Origin of the sequence: Sulfitobacter sp. JL08, from assembly GCF_003352045.1 — a bacterium.
Classification (GTDB): Bacteria; Pseudomonadota; Alphaproteobacteria; order Rhodobacterales; family Rhodobacteraceae; genus JL08.
This window is the reverse complement of the sequence record NZ_CP025815.1, coordinates 4,071,800-4,096,727: the sequence shown is the minus strand read 5'-3', so window position 1 is coordinate 4,096,727 and position 24,928 is coordinate 4,071,800. Positions and strand designations below refer to the sequence as shown.

The following is a 24,928-nucleotide window of genomic DNA, read 5'->3' as shown; positions in this document are numbered from 1 at the left end:
CTTTGCCGCTGCGGATTCAATGGATCGCCGCAACACACTGAGCAAACCTCTCTGCTGGTGTTTCGTATTGCAAGATCTTTCTTGGGCGCTCAATGAGCTGTCTTGTTACGGCACTGAGTTATGCTTGGCTATAGGTCGAGATATCGACGCCGCGTGGGAAGTATTGGCGCAGAAGGCGATTGGTGTTCTCATTGCTGCCCCGTTGGGAAGTACTGTCGCAGCAGACGGTTGGTATTTTCGTTTGTGCCGCGTTGCCATGGCGAATGTGGCTCGCACAGAAAGACGTCAATATCCGTGGCCAGGGTGAAGGCCTTGTGTCCAGCCATCTCCGTTCCGCGGTCCCAGGTCAGCGAGCGGTACAGCTCTTTTGGCAACTTGCGAGACTGTTTGATCAATGCCTGAATGACACTGTGGCTGTCCTTGTTGCTCACCTTGGCCAGCATCACAAAGCGGGTGTGACGTTCGACCAATGTCGCGATGAAGCTGTTGCCAGACCCTGCAATCAAGTCTCCTTCCCAATGGCCCGGCACTGCTCGATCCTCAACGTCCGCAGGTCTGTCACGGATCGATATTGCGTCGTTGAACTTACCCAGGCCGCTGCGCTTCAAGGTGGCATGGCGGGATCGGCGTATGGATCGTGTCGCCCGCAGATGCGCCAATAATTCTTTCTTAAGTACGCCTCTTGTCTGGATAAAAAGGCTTCGGTAGATCGTCTCATGGGAGACCCGCTTGTTGTCTTCATCGGGATGTTCACGCATCAACCAGCCTGCGATTTGTTGTGGAGACCATTTGCGCGTCAGCTTGGCCGATATTGCGCGGCACAGATAGTCATTGCCCGCCAACTTGCAGAGCTTTGGGCGATGGGCGCGGTCCCAAGCAGCTGCATCAGACACCGCTGCTCGATAAAGTTTGGCGCCGCCATTGCGCCTGACCTCGCGACTGATTGTGGATGCCGGTCGCTTCAATGTTTGAGCAATTGAACGCAGCGAGACCTGCGCTCGCAAGCCTCTGGATATCTCTTCGCGGTCGGAAAGCGTCAGAGCGAGCCGAGACCTCACACGGTCCGGCGGGCGAATGCCGCCAGTGCGCGCAAGCAGCGGATAGATCGACGATGACTCGCGTTCAAACAAACGTCCGATCGAACTCATCGACTCGCCGCGTTGCCATCGATCCCATATCTCTGACTTCTGTTTATCTGTGAAAAATATCCGGCGACGATACTTCATTATGCTCACTCCATCTTTGGTCAAAGATTAAAGTGTTGCGTCGACCCGTTGAAACCGCCGGACAAAGCAGTCATTTCATGTATTCGAATAATGAACCAGAACCTGGAGCCAGTGCTTCACGTAGCCATAGGTGGCTGTCGGGCACGGTTGGTTCCTGAACAAAAAAGTTCTCCCCATCATCCAAGAGCGAAGCGGCTTGATCCTCCGTCTGCACTTAAGTTCACGCTGTTTGCGGGAAACGGAGACTGGTTCGAATCCGTCTGACAGCACCCGCTGCATTATTCCGGCAGGGGCACCTTCAAGACCCGTTCAACCAAGGAGTGGCCACCATTTCCTCTGAATTCAGTCGTCTCACGACCACCTCGGTACTTTGGCCCTTTTCCATCGCCTTCGTCGCCATGTTCATCCCCATCGTCTCCGTGATCATCGCCGGAGGTATGGTCATCCCCAGAGGTATGGTCATCGCCGGAGGCATGGTCCTCTTCGGATCCACCATGTTTGTCTGTTCCGCCTCCACGGCCGCGACCGCCGCCACGACCCCCTCCCCGGTGTTTACCGGATCCGCCGCCTGAAGAATGTGATTGCGCTGCGGCGGGGTTTGACAATGCCACCCCCATCAGGAGGGAACAAGTGCCTCCCATCAAAAACGTCCGACGCTTCAGATTTTCCGTCATTATCATTTTCCTCAAAAAGTTACGCGCCAACCGATTGCTCGGCCGACGCTCAATACCTTATTAACATCCGAATGCTTGTCTTCTCCGCTATGTGGATCCTCGGAGAGGCCGCGCTGCGCACTGGAGCGACCGCTGCTATTCCCACGCCCGCTTCCGGATAAATGACTGGTGTCGGACTCGTCCCTGTGCTGTGCGCGAGCGATACATGTCAGTGATAATGGAAAAATGCCCGCCAAAACCAATCGGCGATCCAACGCTTCGCTTGGCATATCACTCATCCCGTTCTTTCCTAGGTTCGGGGGCAGCATTTATTACCGCCCCCGGATCTCACACTTTGGCTTGCACTTAAGGTCACCTATTACTCGATCGTCCCCGGCAGCTTCTCGTCATGAATCTGCGTATGAATGAGTTCGATCACTTCAAGCGCATCGTCTGCGGCCGCTGCGAAGAGCGTCGCACCGGTGCTGTCGGTCAGTTCACCATTTACCGAGGCAAGGTAATCGTCGATGTAGAGGGAAGCACTAACGGGGTTCCCGTCCTCGTCCAGATAGAAATAGCTATACGGCTCGTCACCATTGGCTGCGTCATCATAATCCCGCTCATAGGTGAAGCCAGAGTAGTCATAGTACTCCAAGTCACCGGTATTAATACCTGAAATATCGTTCACGTTATACAGGAAGTCCAGATCGATAGTTCCGGTTTTGTCCGCAGCACCAGCCAAGGCGCTGGTCGCAAGAAGCAATGAATCGTAGCCATCGAGACTAACATCGCCACTGGTCAAAGCTTCGTAGAGCGCAAGGTTTTCGAGCGGCGAGTCAATCGTGGCGCCGTCCAACACGAGACGCCCGGCTTCATCCGTTTCGATAGTGGTCGCGGCCGCCAGTTTCAACAGTACCTCATCGAGCGAGTGCTGAAGAACTGAATCCGGTGCACGCATGATGTTGGTGCGACCAAAGTCCACCTCGATCGCGCCCGCCGGGATCTCGCCATCAATGATTGGCTCATATGTTACGCAGGCCGTGTCGAGGCAGGCGGCGTAAACGCCCTCATCTACTTCTATTGGGAGCCCAGTTACTGGATCGCGGAGTAGGTAAACCAAGTCGCCGTAGAGATCACCCTTTGTTGTGCCGGGACTCGTATTCCCTTCACCGCGGTGCGGGTTTAATTCCTTACTGCCTCCGGCCCAGTCCGGACGGTCGCTATCGTCATCTTCTTCGATGATGATGATCACCCGCTCGCCTTTCCCGCGAAAAATCTGGGTCTCGATGTTTGTGCCTGAGCCTGGCATATCCTTAAAAATGCTGGACAGACCTTTGCCCCTTCCAGAGATACCGCCGCCATGCTGATCAGCGCTAGCACCACGCCCGCTACCGGCTGAATTTCCGCCCTTCATCTGGTTGCCGGAGCCTTGCTGAGCGAACGCGGTGTCAGACACCAGAGGCGACGTGACAAGTGCGAGCGATGCACAGCCTGCAATGAGACCAGCTTTCACAGAGGCCTTAGTGAATATTTTCGAGATCATTTTCTTACTCCCTTAGCGTCAAGTGACGCGTTAAAAAGAATAGCAAAGAAGTCCCTCTCTTTGCCTTCTCTCCGAAGAGTAGAAAAATCTACACATTCGCGCTTTGATATGTGTCAATTTGAGTGAGATTTTTTCTTGACGCAAAAACGCATGCAAATCATTCGGGCAGCTCGCGTATGTCAACCGTTAGAACTTATAGGCTAGGGCAACCTGAAACCGGCTTTCCTTTGAATCAAAAATGTCAACTCCTGTGCCGTAGTCCACTTCATAGTCGTCATAGTCAGTGTAGTTGTATTCCATCCGCAAATGCGTTCGAGGACCAACAGAATACTCAACACCCAATCCTATCAGAGCACCATCCAGTTTATCGCTTTGGTTTATAGTCGTACCTGAATAGCTGTAATCGGTTTCGAATTTTGCACGGACCAACCCCGTGCGACCATAAATCAGAACAGAATCATTAACGATATAGCCAACACGCAGCAGTCCAGCCACTGAACCAACTTTCTCGGCCGAGTAGATGCGCCCGGTTGGACTGCGTTCTACGTTCCATCCCGCAGAGGATACTTCCAATTCAGCTTCTGCGCCTAGGTACACCGCTCCGTACTGCCAACCATAACCCGCCAGAGCGCCCCCGCTAAACCCTTGTCCTGAACGCGTCGCATTTAGAAAGAAAGAAGGGGCAGCGCTTGTGGGTCTTGGTCCCGAATTGTCGCTTTGCAAGGTACTGTGGCCCAGTGTAGCAGCGGCGTAAAATCCAGAGAAGTCTGTTGGAGCCACATACGGAGCAGGAGTTTCTTGCGCGCCGAATGTGTAGATTACTCCAAAGCGTACGGCACTTTGCAAATTCGCGAAGTTGTCGTCATTTGCTCCCAAAGGTGCGCCAATGTCATAATCAGAGAAAGACCTGATCTGATATTCGATCCGCCCTGACAGGCCGCGCCCCAAGGGTACCTCTGTTCCAAGTCCAAATGAGAAGCCGGTTACCCTATCATCAATTGATGTAGAATTACCGCCTCTCTGATATTTGCTTTCAAACTCTGAAGCAAAGACGCCAAAGCGACCATATAGAAAATTGCTGGCAACTGTCTTCAACCCGACGATCCCGCTCACTCCGTACGTATTGCCCGTCTTGACCGAAAAATCACGATCTGCGTCATGAACCCACTCCATGTCGCCAAATTCGATATCTGCCTCGACCCCCAGAACCAACCCGTTCACCGTGGTTCGATATCCACCTAAAAGTCCGGCAACCGGCCCCTGATCGCCGAAATCCGCCGTCAGATTGCCGCCAGCACCCCTTGGACCGTCGACTTTGCTTTGCAAAACGCCATAGCCAAATTGAGTACCGGCATAGAATTCAGAGCTGGTTATTCTCGCCCGATCTTCAGGTCGCGTCTCGAAGTTCGGCTCTAGATCATAACCAAAGGTCAAAAAGAAGCGGTGCTCGTCGAAATCCTCGCCAGCAATATCCGACAAGCGTTGCTGGAATGCGTAATCTGCATCCAGATAAAATCTGGGATCCAGATAATAGCGCAGACCCAAGCCAGCTTCTGCATAAATATCGGTTCGATCAATACCCTTAAAGTCATTCTCGGTCAGAAAGAGATAGCCCGCCAAAGACAGATTCTGCGCCACGCGATACCGCAAACGGGAGCCGGCTGATGTCGAGACATAGCTCGATGCGCCCGTAATAGTGGTTTCTTCCAGGGACCGTTCGATCACGAAGGATATTTGGGTTGTGCGACTGGGTCGCCAGGTCAAATCTACATCAAAATCGGGCACGGTAACCGTGTCAAACCGCGGATCGTCAAAGTTCTGCGTCAGGACCCCGAACGACAGCTCTCCGGCAAGATCGCCCCATTGACCCTTGTAGCCAAGAGCAGCCTGCCCCCCCTTAGAGCTGCGTTGATAGCCCTGACTGTCTGTCTTGTCATCATACTCAACCTGGTCAAAAATTCCTTGCACGAAAACTTCGCCATTTGTGATTTGCGCCACGCCAAGCCTGCCACCAAATTCCAGCTCTTGCCGATCACGGTCACTGCTATTGATGGTTGTACCGCCAGCAGCGGGCGTGTCATCAAAATCCAGATCGCGCGCATTCACCCCCAGACGGAAAGAGTTACCATTTAATTGCCCGCCGATTCCGAAATAACCGCTCGTTTCATGATACTTTGTAGGTTCAAGCCCGTTTACGCTGTCCGGTGAACTACGTTCTTCATGCTCCCGGGCATAGTCCAGCCCTCCGAAAGCGAACAGGCTATCGCCCAACCTGAAACGGCCATCTGCGTATAACCCATAGTCTTCGTAGTTTTCGCTGGAATAAGTGGCGTATCTTCCAATTTCTGCGTCAGCTCCAAAGCTAAGTTCATAGTCCCTGGATAGAAGCGAAAGCTCGATCCAGGGAGCAAAGACCGTGACGAAGTCACTTTTCTTATCGTTAGCGGTCTGAAAAACATTGTCGGTGAATTCTTCCGAAAGCGTTAGGCCTGCATCCACCTTTACACTATTTTCTGCTGCCGGTGTGTCCACGGTTTCTTGCGCCATTGAAGACGAATTGAACGAAGCAACGCTTAGAATAATGTAAATTGGACAAAGAAATATGTTCTGTGAACGCATAACCGTATCAACCCGCTCGATAGCTTTAAGGGAGTTTTGAACTTTTTGAACTTTAAAGCCAATAAAACCCAAAAAAGTTAAGACTAAATTGTCTGTCGGCAGAAGTTTTTTGGAAAGCCGTGTCTATGAAGTAACTAAAGTTTTGGTTCAGTTAGAGCTCCTGACACCCGGTCTTGGCTGCGTTGCCGCGCGTTGATCAGATCGGTCAGTGCGGTCGGTTTGCTGCACTAGCGAAGGATGCGATTTCAATCTGACCGGTTTGGGCTCTGAACTGCCGTTCGCTAAGTCGTCCATTAATGACTGCAACGCGGGGCGAAGCCGCCGTTGCGTTTTCCGTCAAATTTCACTTTACTGATACACGCTATAAATTGAGAGGCGGGTGCCTCAGGATGCAAGACAATCAGGCCCAAGCTGACTATTGGAGCTCCGAGAGCGGATTAAAATGGATCGCATTTGAGACCGAGCTCGATCTAGCGTTTAGCGCCGTCGACGAGGCGTTGATTGCATGGTCGGCTCCGCAACCGGGCGAAAGTGTTCTGGACATTGGCTGCGGAACAGGCGCTACGACGAGGACTTTTGCGTCGCATGTCATTCCGGGAGGAAAAATCTGCGCGGTCGATATCTCGCCTCCGTTACTACGGCATGCACAGAGCCAGTCTGACGGGGCAACCGCCGAGACGCGATACTACTTGGCTGACGCACAAACCGACCAAATCCCGGGAGCGCCCTTCGATCTCGTGATTTCAAGATTTGGCTCAATGTTCTTTGCCGATCCGGTATCAGCTTTCGGTAACATTCGACAGCAAATGAGGCCAAATGGACGTTTGGTTCTAGCTGCTTGGGCGAAGGTCAAAGGGAACCCTTGGTTTGAGGTGCCCAAAGACGGGGCTACCGAACAACTTGGGTCGTTGGATCAATCCGATCCCAACGCACCCGGGCCACTTGGATTTCAGAACGCAGATCGTGTCGTAGGAATCTTAAAAGACGCAGGGTTTCAAAATGTGATCGGCGAAACGATCCGGGCGCACTTAACCCATCCTGGCCCAGTTGATCGGGTCGCTGCGTTGGCTTCGAACATCGGTCCGGCCGCGAGAATTTTAAAAAAGTACAACGGAACCGCCCAAGACATCGACGAGATAACCCGCTACGTAATATCTAAGTTTCGAGACTTTGAGGGCGAGAAAGGCATTCGCATTCCAGCCAACCTGAACTTTTTTAGCGCCAGAAACTTGGATTTGTCATAGCCCGCTAGCAAGGTTTTCGCAGTCCGTGTGGGGTTCGCGGTGGTCGTTCGAGGCAGTCGATTTCAAAGACTGCTTTGCAAGACTTCGAAGTCACTACCAACTACCGCTTGATTTGAGAGTTGAATCCTAATCTGCTGGAACAATGTTAGTATTCAAACGGAAGAAATTGGTTGGGTCATAGCGGGCTTTGACTCTACGCAAACGGGCCTCATTTGCGCCCACGGCATCACTGAGGCGCTCATCGTCACCGTCACCCAGCCCATTCATGTAAACGCCGCAGGAGTACGGCGTCATGGCTTCCCAGGTGTCGCGCACCCAGGCGACCGATGGTCCAGGCTCTTCGCCTTCGTGCCAGATTGCCGCGGGAATAAAATCGAACTCAGCATCCCTGTTGGCAAAAGCAGTGTCCTGCGGCCGGACATCCCGGACCGCGCCACCAAACTGCTGCAGGATAATCATCGATCTGTTATCGGGAACGGCTTGGTAGCTAGCGATTAAAGCATCGATGCCATCCTCCGGTAGTTTGTCGATTAGATGAGTTTTCCAATAATATCTCTGACCATAAGGAAACCGCACATCGGCATCCGACTGGACGTCGACATAGGGTCTGGTCTCCAATCGTGTCGCGATCGGTGACCCGAAGTTTATCAGTGGCGCCAAGGTGGCCTCGGCCGCGTCTAGCGGAGCGATGTGAACGGAACCCAGAATTACGACGGCAGTTCCGTCATCCATCTTCGCGAAAGCCGCCTGCGATGTGACTTCTCTTGGCGCTGAAGTCGCAAACTCCATGAAATACCTGAGAGCCTCTTTGGCTTTGTCGAGGCGATGCGTGGCGGTCGCGAACAAAACCTCATTTCCGATATCATGCAGGCGGAACCTGAACGATGTCGCGATGCCGAAATTTCCACCACCACCGCGCAAAGCCCAAAACAGATCAGGGTGGTTCTCGAGGCTGGCTGTTACCTGCTCACCTTCGGCCGTCACCAGATCAACGGAGATCAGATTGTCGCAAGCAAGACCGAACTTTCTGGCAAGCCGGCCAACACCGCCGCCAAGGGTCAAGCCGCCAACCCCTGTATGCGTCACAACACCTGCCGTAGTCGCGAGACCATATTTTTGAGTTGCACGGTCGAGATCTCCGAGCGCCGCCCCCCCGCCAACAGCAGCGGTTTTCTTCAAGGGATCTACCTGAACTTGGCAAATGGGTGTCAGATCAATCATTAAACCGTTTTCGGCGACCGATTTGCCCGCGATATTGTGCCCCCCACACCTTACCGAGATCAGAATTTCATGTTGGCGAGCAAATCGAACAATCTCGACGACATCTGCCGCATTCGCGCATCGTGCAATGAGTGCGGGGCGCTTATCAATCGCAGCGTTCCAAACGGTGCGGGCCTGGTCGTAGCCGAGATCGTCTGGCAATAAGATTTCGCCCTCCAGCCCATCCCTGAGTTCTTTGATGTGAAGTGCACTCAGGTCAATCGTGCCGCCGGTGTATCGTGTTATTTCTGGCATCGGCCTGACTCCTCAGCCTGCATCCTTCTCACTAGCCTACAGGCGGAGAAGTCTCTTAAAATATAACCCTATCATAACTTTGCCAGTTTGTCCGCTCCCCGCTCCTAGCAACCACTCAGTCAAATCCCGCCATAGTTCCGCTCTGCTGACTAAGTCGGCGCTGCTGCCGGGTCTAACATGGAGTCCGCCTTTCTTTCGCGCCAAAGCACGCATTTTCATCCAACAGACCGTAGGTCAGATCAATTGGTGCCACAGTTTGGGGTCCTGATTGGGGGACTGTGATCTTCGGGCAGGCTTGGCAAAACCAGCGCACCCGCCACAAAGGCCTCTCCAGCCAGGTCCGTTATCATTTGGCCCTAATTAACGTGCTCAGATACGCACGCGTTTCCTCGTCCCATGAACTAGGGTCTTCATTATGTGCAATGACGGCGTGAAGTTCCATCAGCTTCCAGACTTCATCTTTTGAACCAGCGGTGACTTCGCCGGGGCAGGTTTCCATGCCCTCGCAATCGCGGCACGCGTATGTGTAGGCTTCGCTCATGACCTCCCTTTCTTGGTTAATTGCATCAAAACTTTTCGAAGGTCGGCAACCCGTCAGCGAGCTTGATCCACGGCTGCTGGTGCGAGACAAAGACGTGCGACTTCGGTTCAGCCACCGATGGGTCATCAAGGGTGGCGGCGGCAAACCAAGCGTCAGAACTCCAATCCTGACCGTCGACCTCACCCTCTGCGGCATAGGTCAGCGTGGTCCCGCAATCACCACAAAAGCCTCGGCACACACCGGGGGTCTTCTCGATCGTTTTGATGGTGCCACTGGTGACTTCGAAGTTCCGCGCAGCCACCTTTGCCCAAGTCACGAACGCGCCGCCAAGCGCCAACTGGCAGGACCGGCAATGACAATGCGCCGACCATTCTGGCCGACCGGTAATCTCGTATCTTACGGTGCGACAATAGCATCCACCTTTTAGCTTTTCCATCTTCCAACCCTCCAAGTCGGACCGCCGCGATAACGGTAATGTTGCTAATTTTTTGACTTCATGCGACTCATTAATATTAACATAACTTTAGAAAAACTATTATATGGACTGGTCGAAACTCCCGTCGTTGAACAGCCTGCGCGCCTTCGCAGCCGTTGCAGATGCAGGCAGCTATGCAGGTGCCGCAGAAAACCTGAACGTCACGCAGGCCGCTGTGAGCCAGCAGGTCAAAGCGCTGGAAAGCCGGTTGGGCATTGTATTGGTCGACCGGGTCGGCCGCAGCATTGAACTGACGCATTCAGGGGTCCGATTGGCTCGGGACCTGGATGCAGGTTTCGATATTATCAGCCGCGGCGTGGAGCGAATGAATGAAGAAGCTGCACTCCGACCGGTGCAAGTGACGATGCCACCTGCCTTTGCCGTCGAGTGGTTCATGCCGAGGGTCAGTGAATTTCAGCGGGCGAATCCGGAAATCACTCTGATGCTCAATCCGACGTCACAGATCGTTGAACTCCACCCCGGTGGGATTGACGTCGCAATAAGGTATCGTGATCTACGACGCGCTAAATCGGATGTTGAGGCAGTACTCCGGACAGACATGGTTGTCATCGGTGCGCCCTCACTGGTCGAGGCGCGCGATCTTTCAGACTACAAATCCCTTGCGGAACTGCCATGGCTGCAAGAGCTGGGGACGAACGAGGCGGCAGAATGGTTCACCTTTCATGGCATCTTCCCAAAGCGGCCTTTAGCGATTAACCATATGCCGGGTAATCTTATCATGCCCGCCGTCCGACGCGGCGATGGCATCACCTACACCGCTCGCGCATTTTTTTCCGAGGATATCTCGGCCAGACGCGTAGTCGTACTGGCTTCTGAAACGCTCTTTGGGGTCTACCACATCGAAACATCGCCCGGGCGACAACGTCGCGAAGTGCTGACATTTATCAAGTGGCTCCGTTCGAAGGCCGAAGTGATTACAGCGTCGGCATGAACGCGCTTGAGCCTAACGAGCAAACGACTGCTCCGGGCGGCGGTTTCAACGGGTCGACGCAACACATGCATTGAAACGCTCGGCTGGTGTTTCGTAGTTGAGCGTCTTTCGAGGTCGTTCGTTGAGTTGTCTGGCGACGGCGCTGAGCTTCGCCTGACTATGTATCGACAAATCTGTGCCCTTTGGGAAGTACTGTCGCAGCAGACGGTTGGTATTTTCGTTTGTGCCGCGTTGCCATGGCGAATGTGGCTCGCACAGAAAGACGTCAATATCCGTGGCCAGGGTGAAGGCCTTGTGTCCAGCCATCTCCGTTCCGCGGTCCCAGGTCAGCGAGCGGTACAGCTCTTTTGGCAACTTGCGAGACTGTTTGATCAATGCCTGAATGACACTGTGGCTGTCCTTGTTGCTCACCTTGGCCAGCATCACAAAGCGGGTGTGACGTTCGACCAATGTCGCGATGAAGCTGTTGCCAGACCCTGCAATCAAGTCTCCTTCCCAATGGCCCGGCACTGCTCGATCCTCAACGTCCGCAGGTCTGTCACGGATCGATATTGCGTCGTTGAACTTACCCAGGCCGCTGCGCTTCAAGGTGGCATGGCGGGATCGGCGTATGGATCGTGTCGCCCGCAGATGCGCCAATAATTCTTTCTTAAGTACGCCTCTTGTCTGGATAAAAAGGCTTCGGTAGATCGTCTCATGGGAGACCCGCTTGTTGTCTTCATCGGGATGTTCACGCATCAACCAGCCTGCGATTTGTTGTGGAGACCATTTGCGCGTCAGCTTGGCCGATATTGCGCGGCACAGATAGTCATTGCCCGCCAACTTGCAGAGCTTTGGGCGATGGGCGCGGTCCCAAGCAGCTGCATCAGACACCGCTGCTCGATAAAGTTTGGCGCCGCCATTGCGCCTGACCTCGCGACTGATTGTGGATGCCGGTCGCTTCAATGTTTGAGCAATTGAACGCAGCGAGACCTGCGCTCGCAAGCCTCTGGATATCTCTTCGCGGTCGGAAAGCGTCAGAGCGAGCCGAGACCTCACACGGTCCGGCGGGCGAATGCCGCCAGTGCGCGCAAGCAGCGGATAGATCGACGATGACTCGCGTTCAAACAAACGTCCGATCGAACTCATCGACTCGCCGCGTTGCCATCGATCCCATATCTCTGACTTCTGTTTATCTGTGAAAAATATCCGGCGACGATACTTCATTATGCTCACTCCATCTTTGGTCAAAGATTAAAGTGTTGCGTCGACCCGTTGAAACCGCCGCTCGATGCAGTCATTCGACTGTTTTTCTCTGATGACCGGTTCGTCGCGTTAAGCAGCCGTTCACAACCGGAAATTCGAAGTTTTGGTTCTAAACGACTGCTTTCACCAGGACCGGACGTTCGCTGCGGTTGCGACGTATGTCTCACATGCGGGACTTTTCAGTCATTCGCTGCACGAGCATCATCTCCGACTATATAGGTTTGGCATCCAGTAAAGACATCCAGCATCCGAACATTGGAGAAGCGAGGACGTGGTCACCGTGGGGCTTTCAAGTGTATATGTTATGCTACCTGAACGCCATTGAGTCGGATGGACATATACTCCAACTAGCCAGGGAATAAGCAGACCGTGTCTACCCCGTTTATCTCAACACGTACAATGGTTGGTCTTCAAGAAGGTCTGGTCCAATGTATTGGGGAACGATCCGTTAAGTCCGCCCTATCAGCGGAAGACCTTCCGGGCTTCGCGTTCGAGACAACACGCGCTTACATCCCCCAGTTAGCCCAAATCCGTTTCTTCGAGCGTACAGCTAGAGACGCGGGCGTCGAAAACTTGGGATTTGTGCTTGGTCAAAGTGCCAGTGTTCGTCAATACGGTGTCTTTGGCGACTACGTTACTTCAACGCCAACATTCAGCGATGCGCTGCACTTAACAAGCGATATGATGAGCTATCATTCCTCACTCGACCGATTGTCAGTGCAACATGAACGGGACATATTGCAGCTCACCTACCATTCGGCATTCCGGAATGTAGAAGTATATCCGCACTATGCGATGCTGGCCGTTTCCGTATTGTTGACTATCGCCAATCCTTTTTTCGGGCAAGCGTTACGACGCAAAATTACATTCAACTTTCCGAAACCAAGACACACAGGGCCATATGAAGAGTTTTTTGGCTGTCCGGTCGCATTTGACCGACCCGAGTTGGCAGTTTTTTTCGACGACGAAGCAGGGCAACAGGCACTGCGCAAAAAGCCAGAAAAAATACCAACACTGGGCGATGTTGTAAGAGATGCAATGGGGCCGGCACCTACCAATCTGGTTGGATCAGTCAGGGCGATCCTTCAAGCCAACATTTCGGGGACAAATTCCATCGACACGGTGGCGCGACAGCTAGACTATTCAGAACGGTCGCTGCGCCGTCGACTTGATGAGGTCGGAACGAGTTTTCGGGAACTCGCACAAAAGGCACGTGTTGATCGGGCCACCGAACTTTTGTTGGGAAGTCATCTCGATGTCTCGGAAATTTCTCAACTGGTCGGCTACTCGGACCCTTCCCATTTTGGGCGCGCCTTCCGTCAGTTGACCGGTCTTACACCCTCAGCTGCACGCCGAGCCAGCACTCCGAATTTTGTGGCCGGAAATGGCTAACGCGTTTTCGATTGCGAGTTTATGGTGCCCAAAATAATCTAGGGAGACTTCGCAACATGATTTTCAAGCATCGATTTCTGGCGGCCACCGCACTTAGCTGTGCTGTGTTGGCCCAACCTGTTCTAGCAGACAAAGTGCCTGTAACGGTCGACAATTTTACTCGGGCCGAAACGCACGAGATCATGAAGTCTTATGTGGATCAGGTCGGCGTCGGAAAACTGCTCCATATTCGCACACCCACACCACTGGATGAGCAAAATGTCATTCGAATGAACAGGGACACGCTGTATTCGATGGTCGTTATCGACATGACTGAACCAGTTTCGATCGTCAAACCGAACAGCGACCGGTTTCAATCCATGCTGTTGATCAACGAAGATCACTCCATGTTGCCTGCTATCCATGATGACGGAACCTTTACCCTAGGTCAGGAACTGGTCAGAACGCGTTACATGGTCGCAATTTTCCGCACTTTTGCTAATCCAGACGACCCGGCTGATGTTGCAGAGGCAAATGCGCTGCAGGATCAAATCCAGATCATTCAGGAAGATTCCGGCAGCTTTGAAATTCCAGAGTGGGATATTGAAGGCCTTGCACGCGTTCGCGACGCCATCAATGTACTCGCGCTGACACGGACCGACACGACACCGTATTTTGGTCAAAAGGCGTTGCTCAACCCGCTGTACCATCTTTTAGGGACTGCGGCGGGCTGGGGAGGCAACCCTCCCGAAGGGGCGATGTACGCCATCGATTATGTTGACCAAAATGATGGCACAATGCCATACACCGTTACGGTAAAAGACGTTCCCGTTCACGGTTTCTGGTCCATTACAGTCTACAACAAAGACGGTTTCATGGAACCGAACGACTTGGGCGTGAATTCCTACAACAATGTCACAGCCAAACCGAATGATGATGAAAGTTATACAATCAACTTTGGTGGTTGCGACGATGGCCGGATTAACTGCCTGCCAATCGTAGATGGCTGGAACTATGCAATCCGTATGTATCAGCCGATGGACGAGATCATAACTGGCGAATGGACGTTCCCGGATTTCGAGCCAGCCGGATAAACTTTGATTGGTGAAAATTTGATAAAGGGCGATCCTGATGAGCGGTCGCCCTTTTTGGTAGTGGCGTCTCAAGTACACCTAGTCGAAGTTAGTGAAGCTTTTGATTGGTGAAAAAGAGCCGTTGGCCACAAACCCGGCTTTTATCGCCATGGATGCAGAAGTCCGATAGGGACCGTTTACGCTGCAAAAGTTTGCGCAGCATCTGCACAACACACCCGTTCAGATGCGGCTGGTTTGTCCGGCGGTTTCAACGGGTCGACGCAACACTTTAATCTTTGACCAAAGATGGAGTGAGCATAATGAAGTATCGTCGCCGGATATTTTTCACAGATAAACAGAAGTCAGAGATATGGGATCGATGGCAACGCGGCGAGTCGATGAGTTCGATCGGACGTTTGTTTGAACGCGAGTCATCGTCGATCTATCCGCTGCTTGCGCGCACTGGCGGCATTCGCCCGCCGGACCGTGTGAGGTCTCGGCTCGCTCTGACGCTTTCCGACCGCGAAGAGATATCCAGAGGCTTGCGAGCGCAGGTCTCGCTGCGTTCAATTGCTCAAACATTGAAGCGACCGGCATCCACAATCAGTCGCGAGGTCAGGCGCAATGGCGGCGCCAAACTTTATCGAGCAGCGGTGTCTGATGCAGCTGCTTGGGACCGCGCCCATCGCCCAAAGCTCTGCAAGTTGGCGGGCAATGACTATCTGTGCCGCGCAATATCGGCCAAGCTGACGCGCAAATGGTCTCCACAACAAATCGCAGGCTGGTTGATGCGTGAACATCCCGATGAAGACAACAAGCGGGTCTCCCATGAGACGATCTACCGAAGCCTTTTTATCCAGACAAGAGGCGTACTTAAGAAAGAATTATTGGCGCATCTGCGGGCGACACGATCCATACGCCGATCCCGCCATGCCACCTTGAAGCGCAGCGGCCTGGGTAAGTTCAACGACGCAATATCGATCCGTGACAGACCTGCGGACGTTGAGGATCGAGCAGTGCCGGGCCATTGGGAAGGAGACTTGATTGCAGGGTCTGGCAACAGCTTCATCGCGACATTGGTCAAACGTCACACCCGCTTTGTGATGCTGGCCAAGGTGAGCAACAAGGACAGCCACAGTGTCATTCAGGCATTGATCAAACAGTCTCGCAAGTTGCCAAAAGAGCTGTACCGCTCGCTGACCTGGGACCGCGGAACGGAGATGGCTGGACACAAGGCCTTCACCCTGGCCACGGATATTGACGTCTTTCTGTGCGAGCCACATTCGCCATGGCAACGCGGCACAAACGAAAATACCAACCGTCTGCTGCGACAGTACTTCCCAAAGGGCACAGATTTGTCGATACATAGTCAGGCGAAGCTCAGCGCCGTCGCCAGACAACTCAACGAACGACCTCGAAAGACGCTCAACTACGAAACACCAGCCGAGCGTTTCAATGCATGTGTTGCGTCGACCCGTTGAAACCGCCGCTCGATGCAGTCATTCGACTGTTCTTCTCTGACGACCGCTTTCTTGCGTTGACCAGTCATTGGTTTCGACAGTCCAGACGCCATTTTTCAACGCCCGAAAGCCACCTGTAGTATGGAACTATTTATTGGTATATGATAACATACCGTTAATTGAGAGAGGTGGCATATGACCCGTAACAGCGGCTCAAATACGGCAGGCAGAAACCCTGACGGCACCTTCGCGACTGGCAACCCCGGCAAGCCAAAGGGCAGCCGTAACAGGGCTACACAAGCCACCCAGAGGCTCATCGACGACCAGAGTGAGGCGATAACGCAGAAGGCCATTGAGATGGCCTTGGCGGGCGATACCGTCGCCCTGAGACTTTGCATCGAGCGGATTGCCCCTGCCCGCAAGGATGCGCCGGTGGAGTTCAACCTGCCAAACGTCGAAACCGCAAGGGATGCTGCGCAGGCGGCGTCTGCGCTTCTCCGTGCTGTTTCCGAAGGAGCCGTAACGCCGCTCGAAGGGGCGACGGTCATGGGGCTGCTGGAGCAGTACCGGCGCACGCTTGAGGCATCAGACTTCGAGAAACGCATTGAGGCTTTGGAGGCGAAGAAATGAGTATTGATCGCAGGTTGCGCAACTTGGAAGGCACACCGGGTTCAGCATTGTCGCCAGCCGCAATGGCCTTGGTAAACGAGTTAGAACCTCTGATAGACGCGGCCCTGGCGTCTGACGATAAAGAGTACAATGACCAAGATGCACCGGTCCTGAATGCGGCCCGCGCCTTCGCTCGAGATGATACACGCATGGGAATTTTCTATCTTGTGAAGTGCAAGCTTCCGCAGGTGAATGAAACTCAAATCAAAAGTCAGATTTTCGGTCTTCTACCAAACGGTTATCCAATTTGATCGGATCGCCTAAAAGCGATGCAGTGGCGTGGAATTGCGAGAAACAGAGAACACGGCGGAGTCGGCAAAATGAGCTTGAGCCGTGTAGCAGACTTCTCCAGCGCTTTGTGGGAGACAAGTTGTCTCGGATTCGAGGCTTCTGTCCCCCATGTGTCCCCCACGTAGAAGCAATTTGATCGGTATTAAAATACCACCCTCTAAGTACCTAATTTTTCATGTTAAATGGTGAGCCCGTCCGGGTTCGAACCGGAGACCTACTGATTAAAAGTCAGTTGCTCTACCAACTGAGCTACAGGCCCACTAGGCCGTCTACTTAGAAAGACGGGTGAAAGGGGTCAAGCCCGAAATGCACGAAACTTCGGCTCAGGCTGGAATAGTCTGCTTTGCGGGGTTATATGCGCGCAATGAACAACGCTGATACATCAGAATTGCCTTTTATGAAGATGCACGGGCTGGGCAACGACTTTGTTGTACTGGACGCGCGCGCGCGCAGCATTGATGTGTCACCTGCTTTGGCCATTGCCATCGGGAATCGCCATTTTGGCGTTGGATTTGATCAGCTTGCCCTGATCACGCGTGGAACGGCAGATGCGCATCTGACGTTTTTTAACGCGGACGGAACGATTTCGGCGGCATGTGGAAACGCCACGCGCTGTATTGCGCGCTATCTGATGGACGAATCAGATGTGTCTTCTGTGCACCTGACGACAGACCGTGGTGATCTTTTTGCCTGTCGCGCAAGTGACGGGGAAACATCGGTGAATATGGGACACCCGCAACTGGATTGGGCAGACATTCCTTTGGCGCGCGCGATGGATACAATTGAACTGCCTCTGGATGGCGCCCCGACCGCGACAGGCATGGGCAATCCGCATTGCAGCTTTTTCGTCGAAAACGTGGACAGCATCGATCTGGAAAAGTTCGGGCCCTTGATCGAGCATCATGCGCTTTTTCCGAACCGTACAAATGTGCAGGTTGCCCAGATTGTCGGGCGCGATCATATCCGGATGCGGGTTTGGGAACGTGGCGTGGGCATTACGCTGGCGTCCGGGTCTTCGTCCTGTGCGGTGGCGGTGGCTGCCGCGCGGCGGGGGCTGACAAGCCGGGCCGTACGTATTGATCTGGACGGTGGAACGCTTCATATCGACTGGCGTGATGACGGGGTCTGGATGACAGGGCCCACAAGTCATGTATTTTCCGGCTCCTTTACCCGTTCTTTTCTGGAGTCGATCAAGTGAGTGCCCCTGTATTTGCCACGCTTGGCTGCCGGTTGAACGCTTATGAAACCGAAGCGATGAAAGAGCTTACTGCCGGGGCGGGACTGGAAAACGCCGTTATCGTCAACACATGCGCCGTCACAGCAGAAGCGGTGCGCAAGGCGCGGCAGGAAATTCGCAAGCTGCGGCGCGAAAACCCCGGTGCCCGTCTGATCGTGACAGGATGCGCCGCGCAAACCGAACCAAAGACGTTTTCCGATATGGAAGAAGTCGATGCGGTGATCGGAAACACAGAGAAAATGCAGCCTGGCACATGGGCCGGTCTGGCGGGCGATTTTGGCACCGAACCCGTTCAGGTGGATGACATCATGTCCGTGACCGAAACGGCTGGCCACCTGATAGACGGGTTTGGCACCCGAAGCAGAGCCTATGTTCAGGTCCAGAACGGCTGTGATCACCGGTGCACCTTCTGCATCATTCCCTATGGGCGTGGCAATTCCCGGTCGGTTCCGGCCGGGGTGGTGGTGGAACAGATCAAACGGCTTGTGGGGCGCGGCTATAACGAGGTGGTGCTGACCGGGGTCGATCTGACCAGTTGGGGGGCAGACCTGCCGTCTGAGCCGCGACTGGGCGATCTGGTGATGCGAATTCTGAAACTGGTGCCGGATCTGGCCCGTTTGCGCATCAGTTCGATCGATTCCATTGAAGTTGATGAAAACCTGATGCAGGCCATCGCGACCGAGCCACGTTTGATGCCACACCTGCATTTGTCGTTGCAGCATGGCGATGACATGATCCTGAAACGGATGAAACGGCGCCATTTGCGCGATGATGCCATCCGGTTCGTCCAGGCTGCCCGCGCCCTGCGTCCGGATATGACCTTTGGCGCCGATATTATCGCCGGGTTTCCAACTGAAACCGAGGCGATGTTCGAAAACTCGCTAAAGCTGGTAGAGGACTGTGATCTGACCTGGCTGCATGTGTTTCCCTATTCCGCACGGCAGGGTACGCCTGCGGCGCGCATGCCTGCGGTGAACGGGGCAGATATCAAATCGCGCGCGGCGCGGTTGCGCAATGCAGGCGATCAGCAGGTCAAACGCCATCTGAACGCGCAAATCGGCAAGACCCACCGCATTCTGATGGAAAGCCCGCATATGGGGCGGACCGAGCAGTTTACAGAAGTGCGGTTCGACACACCGCAACCGGAGGGTCAGATCGTGTTAGCCAGGATCCTGTCGCAACGGGACGGACAGTTGTACGCTGCCTGAGTGGTGGCAGCGCGATCTGCTTTTGCTTTATGTTCCAGCTTTGCTAAGCTGAATGTCTGGTAAGAAAGCAGCTTATGGCCCCTGAACCCCTTCATAGCTTTGGCTTTATGGCCGGTGCGTCCCCGGGCCTGACGCGGCTTATGGGATCGGTTGCATCCAAAGTGTCGCTTGAACCGAATGCCGTTCTGTTCGAACAGGGGGACGCTGGCGATGCTTTGTATGCGATTGTTTCAGGCGCGTTGGAAGTCAGTGTTCTGTCGCGCGACGGACGTAAGCTTGCCCTCGATATATTTCGACAGGGTGCGTTGTTTGGCGAAATCGCGCTGTTTGATCCGGGGCCGCGTACAGCTACGGTAACCGCAATCGAGCCTTGCGTGCTGCACAAGATCAAAAACGCCGATCTGCTGCGCGAAATCCGGTCTGATCCTGATCTTGCCGAAGATCTGATCCGCCTTGCAGGCCAGCGGATGCGGTGGATGGGTGATCAGTTAAGCGAACAGGTTTTCCTGCCGATGCCAATGCGCCTTGCGCGCCGCATCCTTCATTTGACAGATACAGAGCATGATACGCTTACCCTGTCCCAGTCCGTACTGGCAGACCATGTCGGTGCCACCCGCGAAGCCGTTTCCAAGACAATGGCCGCATGGCGCAAAGCAGGTGTTATTTCATCGCTGCGGGGCGGGATGAAAGTGCTGGATCGGGCTGCACTGCGGGCGCTTGCTGACCTGACTTAAACAAATCCAGAATTTTTGTGTGTTTGTGTGATCAAGTTCACAGACCGGACGCCGTACAACTGGCATAGTCATCTTATTCAAACCAAGGTTGGTCCTCCCTAACAACCGATCAGAACCAATAGAAAGAAAGGTGTTCGAAAATGTCCCGTCCCAGCACACACAACGTACGCCGCATTTTTTATCCGTCCCCGGTTGCTCTGGCCCGCGATATTTTTGGCTGGATTTCATTCACAAGTGAACAATGCCGCGCTGCTCAACGCCAGATCAACAGAACCTATAACCAGTAAAAACGGTGTTTACAAAGGGCAGAGGAAGTCTCCCAAGTAAACGGTAAATAAAGTAGCCGCTGCCTAAAGAAAACGCCCTGTGCAATTCACTGCACAGGGCGTTTTTGATTTTAACATTCTGGAAAAAGCGTCAGCTTGTCTTTTTGCCTTTGACCGGCGCCCAGATGCGTTTGTTTGTGAGATACAAAAGAACGGACAAGACTGTCAGGAATAGTACGCCAACAAAACCAGCTTGCTTGCGCGCCATCATTTTCGGCTCGGCTGTCCACATCAGGAAGGCGGATACATCCGCAGACAGATGGTGCAGATCGTTTTTGTGGCCGTCTTCGTATTCAACCAGCTCGTCCGACAGGGGCGGTGCCATTGCAATCCATCCGCCCGGAAACGCGGTGTTTTCGTAGAAAGTTACACCAGCCTGTTCTTTTTCCTCGCCAGTATATCCAACCAGAAGGGATGCAATGTATTCCGGTCCACCCATGCCCTTGAAGAACTGGTTTATGCCCAATCCATAGGGTCCGTGAAAGCCGGCCCGCTTTTTCGCCATCAATGACAGATCAGGCGCGGTTTCAAGGTTAGACCCCGGAAAATGATCAACCGGCGTTGCCGCGCGAAAATCATCCAGCTCGGCATCGAATACCTCGAAATTCTGTTCGGCATAGGCGCGGATCTGATCCTCGGGCATGGCCGGTCCGCCATCGTCCGAAAGGGTGCGCAAGGGCACGTATTTCAGACCATGGCAGGCTGCGCAGACTTCGGTGTAGACCTGCAGGCCGCGTTGCAACTGGTTCGGGTCGTAAACGCCGAACGGGCCTTCGAACGAGAAATCGAAATCCTCGATATGCTGATCCCCGCCGCCAGCGGCCATGACGCCTCCGGTTGAAAGGGTCAGGGCGGTCACTGCGGAAAGTGCAAGTGTCTTGAACATTGTCCCGTTTCCTTTCTTATTCTGCCGGTGTGGCGTCAGACGCCTTGGGGTAATGCGAGTCAAAGTCTTCCTCGATTGTCGCGGGTGGTGCGACCGGTTTTTCGATCACGCCCAAAAGCGGCAGGATGACAAGGAAGTAGGCAAACCAGTACCCTGACGCGATAAGGGCCCACGTTGCATAAGGCTCTTCGGCGGGCATTGCCCCCAGCCACATCAGCACCATGAAGTCGATGCAGAGCAGCGCGAACCACCATTTGAACATCGGGCGATAGCGGCCCGACCGCACGCTGGACGTATCCAGCCAAGGCGCCAACGCCATAACCGCGATCGCACCGAACATCGCCAGAACACCAAAGAACTTGGCGTCAATGATGCCGCCTGTCACAAAAGATGCGATCTGCACCACCCAAACTTCGGAGGTGAAGGCACGCAGGATGGCGTAGAACGGCAGGAAGTACCATTCCGGCACGATGTGTGCGGGCGTCACCAGCGGGTTCGCTTCGATGTAGTTGTCGGGGTGGCCCAGATAGTTCGGCATAAAGCCAACCACGGCAAAGAACACAGCCAGAATAACCGCCAGTGCGAACAAATCCTTGATCACAAAATAGGGCCAGAACGGCAGCGTGTCTTTTTCGGCCTCTTCCTTGGACCCGCGGCGCACCTCAACCCCGGTGGGGTTGTTGTTGCCTGTTGTGTGGAAGGCCCAGATATGGACAGCCACCAGCGCGGCAATCACGAAGGGCAGCAGATAGTGCAGGCTGAAGAAACGGTTCAGTGTGGCATTGTCCACCGCCGGTCCGCCCAAAAGCCAGGTTTGCAGGGTGTCACCGATGAACGGGATCGCTCCGAACAGGCCGGTGATCACGGTCGCGCCCCAGAATGACATCTGACCCCAGGGGAGAACATAACCCATAAAGGCCGTGCCCATCATCATCAGATAGATCAGCATACCGATGATCCACGTGATTTCGCGGGGGGCCTTGTACGATCCGTAATAGAGACCACGGAAAATGTGCAGATAGACGGCAACAAAAAACAGCGACGCGCCGTTCTGGTGCATGTAGCGCAGCATATAGCCGCCGTTCACGTTGCGCATGATGTGTTCAACCGACGCAAAGGCGTTGTCGACATGCGGTGTGTAATGCATCGCAAGAACAATGCCCGTTGCAATTTGCAAGACAAGGCAGAACGTCAGAACGATACCCCAGATCCACATCCAGTTCAGGTTCTTGGGTGTGGGGATCATAATGGTGTCATACATCAATCCGACGATCGGGAGGCGCGAATGCAGCCACTTTTCACCACCGGATTTCGGTTCGTAATGGTCGTGAGGAATACCAGCCATTTCTGTTTTCTCCCTTAACCCAGTTTGATCGTGGTTTCGTCCACGAATTCAGCAACAGGAACCGGAAGGTTTTCCGGTGCCGGACCTTTGCGGATGCGACCTGATGAATCGTAGTGCGATCCGTGGCACGGGCAAAACCAGCCGTGGAAGTCGCCGGCACCGTCGCCCAAAGGCACACAGCCCAGATGCGTGCAAACACCCAGCATGACCAGCCATTCGCCGTTTTCATCCATTGCGCGGTTTTCGTCCGTTGCCGGGGCTGCGCCGATATTGTTGTTGCGCGCATCGCCATCAGGCAGATCCGCCAGATCCACGGCGCGGGCATCCGCAATCTCTTCTTCTGTGCGGCGGCGGATAAACACGGGTTTGCCCAGCCATTTGACGGTCAGCTGCGTGCCAACCTCAAGATCCGCAACATCTACACGGATCGAGGACAGCGCCTTGACGTCCGCAGACGGGTTCATCTGGTTGACCAGCGGCCAGACGGCGGCACCTGCGGTTACGGCACCTGCACCTGCGGTCGCATAATAGAGGAAATCCCTCCGTGTGCCTTCGTGGTCTTCTGCATGGGACAAGGGGCTTACTCCATTCCTGCACCCGGCAATCCGGGCCAATACGCGTTTCGGCCACGCCACAGCGCAGCCAGTCCTTTGGGGCTATTTAGCGGTGCAACTGCGCCCCGTAAAGCACTGAAAGGTGTGCATGTGGTCGCAGGCACCACCGCAAAGCGCCATTATGTTCTTTCGACAACATCAGGACGCAACCGCCCAAATCGGATCGCGGTGTTGCGCCGGATCGGGTCAGTTCATTGCGGTGGTACGGTTTGCACCATGCTGGGCCGCTGAGAGAACGCGGCGTACCAAGTGGCAAGCGCGTCGTTTCCGCTGCGCCATCCGCGCGCATCATGGCGCAGATCCACATAGCCCAAAGCGCAGGCAACGGCGATTTGCCCCATGTCCAGCGGGCCGGCCAGATGGCTCATCCAGCGGGTGTTCAACGCGGTACAGGCCCTTGAAATCTTGTCCCATTGGCCTTCGACCCATGGCTGCCATCTGATTTCTTCCGGTCGCAGGCGGGCCTCGTATGTCATGGCCAGCGCGGCATCCAGAATGCCATCTGCCGTCGCCTCAAGCGTCAGGGTATCCCAGCGGCGCGCACCTGCCGGATAAAGGCCAGAGGACGCCCGATCATCCAGATAGGCACAGATAACACGGCTGTCGTATAAGGCAGGACCATCGGGCCGTTCAAGTGCGGGCACCTTGGACAGCGGGTTCTTGGCCCCCAGTCCCTGTGCCGGATCTACCGGCGTTCCGGACGTTGGTTCAAGAGTGACATCATCCAGTTGACCGGTTTCGTGCAGCAGCACCATGACTTTGCGCACGTATGGTGATGTCGGACTATGATACAGCTTCATTTTCATGCCTTTTCCCAGAATTCAGAGCGAAGCCTAGGCAGCATCACGTCAACTGTCCATGCCCGCTCCGCGCATCATCGCGGATAGCAATTGCACTTCGTGGCCAAGCCCGTATCCATCAACGTGATCGGCCGCGCGCAGCCTTACATCGTCGGGTTTATTCTGGTTCAGCTTCCAGGTCGCGTCGACATCGCTGATCTGCATTTTGCATGGCACGATCATGCGCATCATCTTGTTGAGGGCTGCGGGCGTCATTTTTTCGGTTGTCCACGGGGTTTTGGGCAACAGGCGGTCTTCGTAAAGCGCCGATTGCGCGTCCAGAGTGGCGCGCAATTCTTCAACAGGGCGCAGTTCCAGACTGCCGGTCAGGTGAATTGCCACATAGTTCCAGGTCGGAACCTGATCCGGAACATCGTACCAGTCCGGCGAAATGTAGCTGTCCGGACCGGACACCGCGATTCGCGCCTCTAGCGGTGTTTTCAGGGCGCGCGCGATCGGGTTGGACCGGACCAGATGCAACAGCACCGTTTCATTGTCTTCGCATATCAGAAAAGGCACATGGGACATCACCGGCGCAGATCCGATGCAAACCGCCAGCACGCCGAATCCGCGTTCCCGCGCATAGCCAAGGTTCCGGTCGCGATCGCCCGTGTGAAAAACCGGATTCGGGTGCATGTCGGTTTCGCCTCTTTGTGTTTCGTTTTTCTTATTGAACCCCGCTATCGGAATTGGCAAGTTGGCCGGGTTCTCAGGGCGGGGCGAAATTCCCCACCGGCGGTATGTGGTGAACACCACGAGCCCGCGAGCGCTTTGACCCCTTGCGGTTCAAAGGTCAGCAGATCTGGTGCGATGCCAGAGCCGACGGTCATAGTCCGGATGAGAGAGAACGGTTGAATGTGTC

The 24,928-nt window shown here is 54.4% G+C and carries 22 protein-coding genes, 1 tRNA gene, 1 pseudogene and 1 riboswitch; of the genes and pseudogenes, 10 read left to right on the top strand and 14 right to left on the bottom strand.

Annotated features, from left to right (window positions below; all coding sequences use genetic code 11):
• Positions 1-16 precede the first annotated feature (16 nt).
• The 4 genes and pseudogenes from C1J05_RS20110 to C1J05_RS20095 all read right to left on the bottom strand — a co-directional run bounded on the left by C1J05_RS20110 (position 17) and on the right by C1J05_RS20095 (position 6,113).
• Positions 17-1,226 (bottom strand): annotated as a pseudogene (locus C1J05_RS20110) (IS30 family transposase).
• Positions 1,227-1,524: 298 nt separating this feature from the next.
• Positions 1,525-1,761: a hypothetical protein gene (locus C1J05_RS21775; RefSeq protein ID WP_114871817.1), complete on the bottom strand. Its 237-nt coding sequence runs from the start codon at positions 1,759-1,761 to the stop codon at positions 1,525-1,527.
• A gap of 497 nt (positions 1,762-2,258) precedes the next feature.
• Complete coding sequence (locus tag C1J05_RS20100) at positions 2,259-3,422, bottom strand: hypothetical protein (RefSeq protein WP_114871816.1); 1,164 nt, start codon at positions 3,420-3,422, stop codon at positions 2,259-2,261.
• A gap of 186 nt (positions 3,423-3,608) precedes the next feature.
• A complete protein-coding gene (locus C1J05_RS20095; protein WP_162798151.1) occupies positions 3,609-6,113 on the bottom strand; it encodes an outer membrane beta-barrel protein in 2,505 nt (834 codons plus the stop codon).
• A 317-nt stretch (positions 6,114-6,430) separates the two neighbouring features.
• On the opposite strand from C1J05_RS20095, the gene C1J05_RS20090 reads away from it, so the two are divergent.
• Positions 6,431-7,285, top strand: coding sequence for a class I SAM-dependent methyltransferase (locus C1J05_RS20090; protein ID WP_162798150.1), 855 nt, complete (start codon positions 6,431-6,433; stop codon positions 7,283-7,285).
• A gap of 126 nt (positions 7,286-7,411) precedes the next feature.
• Here C1J05_RS20090 and C1J05_RS20085 read toward each other — a convergent pair whose 3' ends face one another.
• The 3 genes from C1J05_RS20085 to C1J05_RS20075 all read right to left on the bottom strand — a co-directional run bounded on the left by C1J05_RS20085 (position 7,412) and on the right by C1J05_RS20075 (position 9,777).
• Positions 7,412-8,800 (bottom strand): FAD-binding oxidoreductase, encoded by a 1,389-nt coding sequence (locus tag C1J05_RS20085; RefSeq protein ID WP_114871813.1) that lies wholly within the window; start codon positions 8,798-8,800, stop codon positions 7,412-7,414.
• 346 nt (positions 8,801-9,146) lie between these two features.
• Positions 9,147-9,341, bottom strand: a complete 195-nt coding sequence (locus C1J05_RS20080) for a DUF1059 domain-containing protein (RefSeq protein ID WP_114871812.1) — start codon at positions 9,339-9,341, stop codon at positions 9,147-9,149.
• Between the two features lie 25 nt (positions 9,342-9,366).
• Entirely contained in the window at positions 9,367-9,777 is a 411-nt protein-coding gene (locus C1J05_RS20075; protein WP_114871811.1) for a GFA family protein, read from the bottom strand.
• Positions 9,778-9,880: 103 nt separating this feature from the next.
• Here C1J05_RS20075 and C1J05_RS20070 point away from each other — a divergent pair, with 103 nt between their 5' ends.
• On the top strand, positions 9,881-10,768 hold the full coding sequence (locus C1J05_RS20070; RefSeq protein ID WP_114871810.1) for a LysR substrate-binding domain-containing protein: 888 nt from the start codon (positions 9,881-9,883) through the stop codon (positions 10,766-10,768).
• Between the two features lie 45 nt (positions 10,769-10,813).
• On the opposite strand, the gene C1J05_RS20065 is transcribed toward C1J05_RS20070, so the two are convergent.
• A complete protein-coding gene (locus C1J05_RS20065; RefSeq protein ID WP_114869640.1) occupies positions 10,814-11,974 on the bottom strand; it encodes an IS30 family transposase in 1,161 nt (386 codons plus the stop codon).
• A gap of 438 nt (positions 11,975-12,412) precedes the next feature.
• On the opposite strand from C1J05_RS20065, the gene C1J05_RS20055 reads away from it, so the two are divergent.
• The 5 genes from C1J05_RS20055 (at position 12,413) to C1J05_RS20035 (ending at position 16,837) form a co-directional block, all read left to right on the top strand.
• Positions 12,413-13,405, top strand: a complete 993-nt coding sequence (locus C1J05_RS20055; RefSeq protein ID WP_114871808.1) for a helix-turn-helix transcriptional regulator — start codon at positions 12,413-12,415, stop codon at positions 13,403-13,405.
• A 56-nt stretch (positions 13,406-13,461) separates the two neighbouring features.
• On the top strand, positions 13,462-14,478 hold the full coding sequence (locus tag C1J05_RS20050; protein WP_114871807.1) for a DUF1214 domain-containing protein: 1,017 nt from the start codon (positions 13,462-13,464) through the stop codon (positions 14,476-14,478).
• Between the two features lie 299 nt (positions 14,479-14,777).
• Complete coding sequence (locus C1J05_RS20045) at positions 14,778-15,938, top strand: IS30 family transposase (RefSeq protein WP_114871806.1); 1,161 nt, start codon at positions 14,778-14,780, stop codon at positions 15,936-15,938.
• Between the two features lie 174 nt (positions 15,939-16,112).
• Positions 16,113-16,547, top strand: a complete 435-nt coding sequence (locus C1J05_RS20040; RefSeq protein WP_114871805.1) for a DUF5681 domain-containing protein — start codon at positions 16,113-16,115, stop codon at positions 16,545-16,547.
• A complete protein-coding gene (locus C1J05_RS20035) occupies positions 16,544-16,837 on the top strand; it encodes a hypothetical protein (protein ID WP_114871804.1) in 294 nt (97 codons plus the stop codon). The genes C1J05_RS20040 and C1J05_RS20035 overlap by 4 nt, the downstream gene beginning before the upstream one ends.
• A 223-nt stretch (positions 16,838-17,060) precedes the next feature.
• On the opposite strand, the gene C1J05_RS20030 is transcribed toward C1J05_RS20035, so the two are convergent.
• Positions 17,061-17,136 (bottom strand) — tRNA-Lys (locus tag C1J05_RS20030).
• 105 nt (positions 17,137-17,241) lie between these two features.
• On the opposite strand from C1J05_RS20030, the gene dapF reads away from it, so the two are divergent.
• The 3 genes from dapF to C1J05_RS20015 all read left to right on the top strand — a co-directional run bounded on the left by dapF (position 17,242) and on the right by C1J05_RS20015 (position 20,056).
• Complete coding sequence (gene dapF / locus C1J05_RS20025; RefSeq protein ID WP_114872479.1) at positions 17,242-18,075, top strand: diaminopimelate epimerase; 834 nt, start codon at positions 17,242-17,244, stop codon at positions 18,073-18,075.
• Positions 18,072-19,322, top strand: a complete 1,251-nt coding sequence (gene mtaB / locus C1J05_RS20020; RefSeq protein WP_114871803.1) for a tRNA (N(6)-L-threonylcarbamoyladenosine(37)-C(2))-methylthiotransferase MtaB — start codon at positions 18,072-18,074, stop codon at positions 19,320-19,322. The genes dapF and mtaB overlap by 4 nt, the downstream gene beginning before the upstream one ends.
• Before the next feature lie 74 nt (positions 19,323-19,396).
• Positions 19,397-20,056 (top strand): Crp/Fnr family transcriptional regulator, encoded by a 660-nt coding sequence (locus C1J05_RS20015; RefSeq protein WP_114871802.1) that lies wholly within the window; start codon positions 19,397-19,399, stop codon positions 20,054-20,056.
• A gap of 417 nt (positions 20,057-20,473) precedes the next feature.
• On the opposite strand, the gene C1J05_RS20010 is transcribed toward C1J05_RS20015, so the two are convergent.
• The 5 genes from C1J05_RS20010 to C1J05_RS19990 form a co-directional block, all read right to left on the bottom strand.
• A complete protein-coding gene (locus tag C1J05_RS20010) occupies positions 20,474-21,268 on the bottom strand; it encodes a cytochrome c1 (RefSeq protein WP_114871801.1) in 795 nt (264 codons plus the stop codon).
• A gap of 16 nt (positions 21,269-21,284) precedes the next feature.
• Complete coding sequence (petB, locus tag C1J05_RS20005) at positions 21,285-22,613, bottom strand: cytochrome b (protein ID WP_114871800.1); 1,329 nt, start codon at positions 22,611-22,613, stop codon at positions 21,285-21,287.
• A gap of 14 nt (positions 22,614-22,627) precedes the next feature.
• The gene (gene petA / locus C1J05_RS20000) at positions 22,628-23,188 is read right to left on the bottom strand and encodes a ubiquinol-cytochrome c reductase iron-sulfur subunit (protein ID WP_114871799.1); all 561 of its coding nucleotides are present in this window, start codon (positions 23,186-23,188) and stop codon (positions 22,628-22,630) included.
• A gap of 230 nt (positions 23,189-23,418) precedes the next feature.
• Positions 23,419-24,027: a glutathione S-transferase gene (locus C1J05_RS19995; protein WP_114872478.1), complete on the bottom strand. Its 609-nt coding sequence runs from the start codon at positions 24,025-24,027 to the stop codon at positions 23,419-23,421.
• 48 nt (positions 24,028-24,075) lie between these two features.
• Positions 24,076-24,702: an FMN-binding negative transcriptional regulator gene (locus C1J05_RS19990; RefSeq protein ID WP_114872477.1), complete on the bottom strand. Its 627-nt coding sequence runs from the start codon at positions 24,700-24,702 to the stop codon at positions 24,076-24,078.
• 65 nt (positions 24,703-24,767) lie between these two features.
• A riboswitch (FMN riboswitch) is annotated at positions 24,768-24,919 on the top strand.
• Positions 24,920-24,928: the final 9 nt, after the last annotated feature.